The 7,256-nt window shown below is 37.4% G+C and carries 2 protein-coding genes; both read right to left on the bottom strand.

Going from position 1 to position 7,256, the window contains the following annotated elements:
* Positions 1 to 4,772: YSIRK-type signal peptide-containing protein (locus K4Z77_RS08930; RefSeq protein WP_224219104.1), on the bottom strand; the 4,772-nt coding region annotated here is incomplete at its 3' end.
* Positions 4,773 to 5,346: 574 nt separating this feature from the next.
* Positions 5,347 to 7,256, bottom strand: a 1,910-nt coding sequence (locus K4Z77_RS08925) for a G5 domain-containing protein (protein WP_224219103.1), incomplete at its 5' end; no start/stop codon positions are given.

Here is a 7,256-nt window from a genome sequence, read left to right as displayed (position 1 = left end):
GCTGGGACTGGTTTTTTCTCTGGTACAGTTTTTTCTGTTACTGTTCCTGTTAAGTTATCCGCTACTTTTGGATTTGTTCCATTTTTGATTTCTTCCTCATCTGGAATTCCATCGTTATCATCATCTGAATCTTCTTTATCTGGGATTCCGTCTCCATCTGTATCGCGTAAAATTGGAACTGGAACTTTCACAGTAACTGTCTCGCCACCTTTTGTAACTTTAACCGGAATTTCGACTGTGCGTTCTTCTTCTTTTGGTTTCCAATCATTTACCTCTGGTTTTCCTTTAAGTTTACCTTCTTCATCTACTGTTAAACCATTTACTGGGCCATCTACTGTAATGCTTGAACCTGGTTTGTTAGGTGTCACAACTGTAACTGGTGTAATTTGTGCTTTTTCCGGAACTGGTGCTGGGTTTGTAACCTCAGCTGCTAAAGGTCCATTTGCTGCTCCTCTAGCTACAGGACTCTCAAGAGTAAGTACACCATCAATGTTCTTAGAAACTTTTGCAGTTACTTCTGTTTTATCTGCAATTTCAGCATCAGAAATTGTTACAACTCCTTCAGGTGATACTGATACTTTATCATCAGACTTACCATTTACAGTCCATTTGCTTCCAGATTTCGTAACTGTTACAGTTTCTGGACTTGTTTGACCTGTCGGTGTATAAGTAAGAGTAATTTTATCAATATCTTGTTGATTAGTACTATCAGGTTGTTTTGGTGGGGTAATTGTTACACTACCATTCTCTTTACCTTCTACGGTAGGTGCTGTTGGTGTTACTGCTAGAATTACTTTACGCTTGATTTCTGCTGGTGCAAATACATCTCTGGTCGTGCTAGTATCATCTGTCATATTATTAGCTTTAGTGCCTGGGAAGATTGCTGTTGCAGTTCGAGTATATTTACCTGAATTGTCAAGTGTTGTTCCTCGATCTTTATTAACGCCGTTTCTGTCTTTCCATGTCCAAGTCATACCACTTGGTAAATAATTGTTACCACGATCTGCTTTATCTTCACTATCGACTACTTTCAGATAGTTATGCGCATCAATATTTTTAGAACTATTATCTTTATTTAATGTTGAAGCAACTGGTACTTTTGCGATACTATTTTTATCAACATTTTTCGTTTCAATATCAACTACGCGGTACTTGAATTTGAAATCACGGCTATCTGAAGGATTACTTCCTTCTACGTGAATAGTTGATTCATGTACTCCTAAAGTTTCAGTATCCAATACAGTTCCTGAAGATAAGCGAGTTTTATATTTCTTATCCTCTGAACTTCCATCTTTACCTGTTTGAGCTGTAAATGTAGATGGAGTTACTCCTGGATCTGGAGTCACTCCTTTTGGAAGTCCTCCCTTAACTTCTACTTTAGAAATCACACCAGAGTTATCCGATACTTTTAGCTCTGGGTTAAATGTAGCTCCACGATAAACTGTAAAGATTGGTTCATTAGCAGTTTCTGATAACTCTTTTCCATTTAGACTTGCTTTTGGTTTTTCATTATCCACTACATTGAAAACAACATTTCTCTCAGCTTTTTCTGGTGCAAATACTTGGACACTACCACGCTTACTTGGATTTTTAGGGAACACCGCAATCGCCTTATGAGTTTGTGTTCCTACTTTAGATAAAGTTATATTCGTATCTGATCCGTTAGCATTGTCCCAACGGAATTTCATTCCTCCTGGGAAGTGGACATCTGCTTGCGATTCTACAACTGGTTTACCTGACTTGTCTTGCTTACCGGCTGTATTTAGGTATTCATTTGGATCACCTGACTTGCTGTTTAATTCGACTGTCTTAGGTGTGTTTTCCACAACAACATCGACAACTTTATACTTCATCAGATAGGTAGCACTATTTACACCATCAGAAATTTTGAACTTAGCTACGTGATCTCCTAGTGTCTGTGTATCAGCTACTGTTCCTGTAGATAGGTTCGTAGTGTATTTTTTATCTTCCGTACTTCCATCTTTTCCGGTTTGAGGTGTATAAGTTTGAGCTTTAGATCCATTTGGTAAGTTCTCAACACTCATAGAAGTAATGTTACCTGAATTATCCCAGGCTTTCACAGTTGGATTAAATGTAGCTCCACGATAAACATAAAACTGAGCAGATTGTGGTTCATTCTCTGTTAAACGAATTCCGCCAACTTCAACGATTGGTTTTTGGTTATCACGTGGTGTTACATTGAAAGTAAATTTTACAGGGTCAGCTTTATTACCTGCATCATCATGAGCTCCGAAAGTAATCTCATGTGGTCCACCAACGTCTTCTTTCTTAGTTGTAATAGTAATTTCAATTACTTTTTCAGTTTTAGTAATTCTTACATTTTTATTTGTTGCTTGACGAGAAAGAAGTCTATCACCATATTTTTTAAGGAAATCATCAGGATCGATAGTAACACTTTTATCATCTTTTGCTGTTATTGTGAAGGTTACTGTTTTACCTTCTTCTACTGTTTGGCTTTTTTGTGAAATTTCTAATGTAGGTTTTTGGGTATCTCGTTCAGGAGTTGGTTTTACAGGATTACTACGTTCAGAAGTTACTGTTCCACCATTATTCACAACTGTTTCAGCTGTAATTGGCTTTTCTGGTAGAGCTCCTGTAATTGTGACTGTCGCAGTGCCTCCATTAGTTGTTCCAGTTCCAATAATTTTATCACCATCATAAATATTAACTTTAGAATTGTTCGGTACTCCGTTTCCGACATTTACAGTAACCTTTTGCCCAGTCTTCCCTGCTTTTTCATTTACAGAGCTTTGATCAATAGTAGGTTGATTTGGAATAACCTTTAATGTAGCAGTAGCAGTATTTGAAGAATTGTCGCTGTAGGTAGCTTTTACTTGACGCTGGAATACTCCTGCTGTACCAGTACTTGGTTGTCCATTTGGCCAACTCCAAGACGTGTTGTTAGGAAAACTTGTACTTCCATCCTTACGCGCTACAAAACCAATTTCTACTGGTTTATTTAAATTTCCAAGAGGTTCATCGACTTTCTTTGTAACCTCTTTACCGATAATAGGGTATTTTGTACTTTGTTTAACAGTCGGTTCTACATTTTCTTTATCATTTTTTCCTGATCCAAAAACATACGATTGTTTTGTTGTCGGTCCATAAGTACCTGCAATAGCTAGAGTAAATGCTTTTTGAATTTGTTCATCAGTTACACCTGGTCTTAATTTTAATTTAAAATGCATATGTACAGCAGCTGTTGCATCATTGGTTCTCACCCCTATACCATAACTCCACCTCTTGTGCACTCCATCTAATGTCGATGCCTCTTTTAAAAATTGATCACTTCTATTGTTTTTAAAATACTGATTCAAATCTTTATTAAATGAATCACTACTCTGACGAACACCTACATTGACAAGGTATGTTAGTGCACCTTTAGATTGATCACGATCATTTAAAAAGTGAAACTGTTGAGTTGATTCATATCTGAATTTATCAGGATTTTGAGAAAGAGTCCCACCTTCATTTGGATTATTTCTACGATAGCTTTCAAAGTACAAGTCTCGTATATCATCTGACTTATAAGATCCATCAGAGTTCAAATCTATAATTTTTGAAGGTAAAAGAACATTATATAGTTGTTGTTTACTCAATCCAACCATTGAGCGCCCATCGTTATTAAAGAAGACATCGTAAACCAGATATTTCTGCCCATCAATCATCTGAGTTCGAGCTGTCATATCCACTTTATTCTCTGTGAATTGTCTATCGTCATTCCTAATGTTTCCATTACCATCAGTTGCACGGAATCGTTGATAGATTAACAAGTTATCCTGTTTAGTCCATTGTGAAGATACCGTTGCAGCTCTTCCACCTGTCCCTTGACCCATGCTCTTGCCATTACGTGGGTCACGAGCACCTGAAGTCAAACGTGTTGTAGCGTTTTTAACAGAGTTAAACATTCTCTTCACACGTTTGTTCATTTCTTCAACATCGTTCAGAGAAACTGTTGTATTTTCAAGAACACCTTGAGCTAAGCCCAATAGTTCATTGGCTTTTTCAAGAACTTCTTTGCTAGTCTCACGCTCAGGCAATTCCAAAACTGCTGCCTTCAATTGATCTACAGATACTTTCAAAGCATCTTTTTTAGCTGATACAGTTTGGCTCTCTTCGCTTACGCTTACTTCAGGAGAAGATTGGTTGGCTAGGTTATCAGCTTGCTTTTCAGTTTTATCTACTTGTTTATCAACTTTTTTATCTACTTGAACCTCAGTTGATTCCTTAGCAGCTGATACGACTGTCACATCTTTAGACAAGAGTTCCGCAAGCTCATCAATATCCTTTTGAGCTAGCTCAGAACTTTCTAGGGATTCTTTCCCTTTTTGAAGTCTGTCTTTAATAGGTGATACTACTGACTCGTCAAGGTTTAATTTAGTTGAAAGAAGAGCATTTAATTCTTCAACTACTTTTCTTAACTTGGCTTTATCAACTGTAGGCGCGTTATTTACAGGAACTGCAGGCGATTGATTTTCTGGAGATTTATGTCCTTCATCTACTTTGTTTGCAGTAGATTCTGGACTCTCTTTAGGCAATTCGGCCTCACCTTTAGGGTTTACTACACCCGCATTAAGTTGTGAAGTCTTGTCAACTACACTATCCGCACTCGCAACGCGGGCACCTAAAAACATCAGCGCTGCAACAGCAACTGAAGCAGCACCGAAACTATACTTACGAATAGAAAAGCGCAAAACTTTTTCACGTTGCTGGCGCTTGATTCTATTGAGTGAATTTGATTTATTTTCCATTGTTCCTCCTTATGTTAAAATACAAAATCAAATTAAAAGCAATATTCCCTCTGGGAATAAAACAATAAAAACCACTATGATGGACATTTCACATCACAGTTTTGACAGCTAGATTATACCACTTTCAATATATTTAGTCAATTAAAATGGTGTAAATGCAAGCAATCCAAAGAAAGCGCAATCAGCAAATATATAATAATTAAAAACAACTCTGCATAACGATAAATATCCCATCCTTAATTTTAAAATCTTCTTCAGATATATCCTATAAATATAACTTTATATTATTACAAAATCAAAAAAATAAATTTCTTCCTTAAAAAACAAATATATAATAGTTTTAATTAAAAATCCTATCATTGGTTCCTTTCACCTATAATTTTAAAGCATATACTTATACAACAATATTTCTTGAATAGTCTATCAACAAAAGGGGAACCTTGATTTCAAATGAGTATCGCAGATTGAAGCTAGAATACAACAACAGCCTTGTACCTCTTGAAATGAGGAACAAGGCCGTTTCTTGATTTTTTACATTTATTGTCCACTTAACAATGAACAGTTCAGATTTTAACTACATTTTTACTTTAGTCTTCTTTTTCTTTCCAAAAGCAAGTCCGAGACCGCCTAGCATACCAAGAAGTCCTAGAGATGCAAGAGTCACATTTGATTCTGTTCCTGTATTCGGTAATACAGTTTGAGAATTATTTGACTTAGCTCCGTTATCAACAGTAGTCTTAGTATCTACCTGATCTGTATTCGGAGTAACTGCATTTGGAGTTGGAGTAGCTGGTGCAGGTGTATCTTGACCAGAACCTCCATTCGTATCAGGTGTCACTGGTGCAACTGGAATTGTATTTGGATTTGTACTTCCACTTACTTTTCTGAAAATGTGAGTAAGTACTGGGTCATTTTCAGCAATCACAGTTCGTACAAATTCATATCCTGGAATTGATCCATGTTCAGCATTCTTTTCATTACCTGTCTTAACAGATAATTTCAATCCATTTCCATTTTCATCAATCCAGTGAATCTCAATCATTTGCTCTGGCAATTCAATTGAATCCGGTAATACACCATTTTCAAAAATTGTTACCTTAGGTGGAGTTGCTGGATTTGAATGTGTACTTCCACTTACTTTGCTGAAAATGTGGGTAAGTACTGGTTCATTTTCAGCAATCACAGTTCGTACAAATTCATATCCTGGAATTGATCCATGTTCAGCATCCTTTTCATTACCTGTCTTAACGGATGATTTCAATATATTTCCGTCTTCATCAATCCAGTGAACCTCAATAGTTAATTCTGGTAAAGTAATTGAACCAGGTAGTTCACCATTCACTCCACCCTTAAATTTTGGTAATTCAACTGTTGGCGGATCTATGAAGTTTCCGTTTCCATCCACTCCATTTGACGAGATTGGATTTGTGTATTCTGGGATTTCTGTTTGAACTTCTGGTTCACCTTTCTTACTTATTGGTCCATACGTTGTAGTCGTTGTCGGAGTTACCTTACCTGTTTGTGGATCAACTTCATAGGTAGTGGTATCAATCACATCACGACCTTCAGGATCTTTAGATTGTTCAACCTTAGTTTTCGCACCAACTTTAACGATTGTCTTACCTGCTGGGATGACGACTGGATTACCAACGTGTTCTGTGATATGACCGTCCTTTGGATCTACATCGTAAGTGGTTGTAGTAATTATTTTACCTTTTTCACCCTCAGTATGCTGAGCTGGTGTACCGAAGTCTTTTTCAACATCTTTAATGTATTCCACTTCTGGTTCAATCGGGGTTTCTACGACTTTGTCTTTGGCTGGGACCTTGACCACTGTAGTAGTTGACGATTTGATAACTGGTTTTCCTTCATGTGGAATAAGGCTACCATCTGTAAGATTAACCGTGTAGGTGGTAGTTACTGTTCTAGTGCCTGAAGTACCAGCTGTTGTTACATTTTTTCCGCCTTTAGCTCTCGTAGCGTCTTTTTCATAACGGATACTTGGCTCAAGTGGTGTAACCACAACTGTTGATTTAGCGACGTTTCTCTTGAAGATTTCTGTTGTCTCTGTTGGAGTCAGGCCACCTGTACTTGCATTAACTTGGTAGCTGGTTGTCTTCTTAACAACATCATCGCCTTCTTTGAGGTATTCAACCTCATCTTTAGCTGGGACTTTGATCACTGTAGGAGTTGACGATTTGATAACTGGTTTTCCTTCATGTGGAATAAGGCTACCATCTGTCGGATTAACAGTATATGTGGTAGTGACTGTTCTAGTTCCTGGAGTACCAGCTACTGTAACTTGTGCTCCTCCTTTAGCTCTCGTAGCGTCTTTCTCATAACGAACGCTTGGCTCTATCGATGTAACGACAACTGTTGATTTGGCACCATCTTTCTTGAACACTTCCTTTTTCTCTGTTGGAGTAAGGTGACCTGTACTTACATTGACCGCGTAAGTTGTTGTCTTCTTAACTACATTATCAC

Source organism: Streptococcus mitis subsp. hohhotensis (assembly GCF_020089495.2).
Classification (GTDB): Bacteria; Bacillota; Bacilli; order Lactobacillales; family Streptococcaceae; genus Streptococcus; species Streptococcus hohhotensis.
Note: the sequence above shows the minus strand (reverse complement) of the source record. Positions and strands in the feature narration are given on the sequence as shown.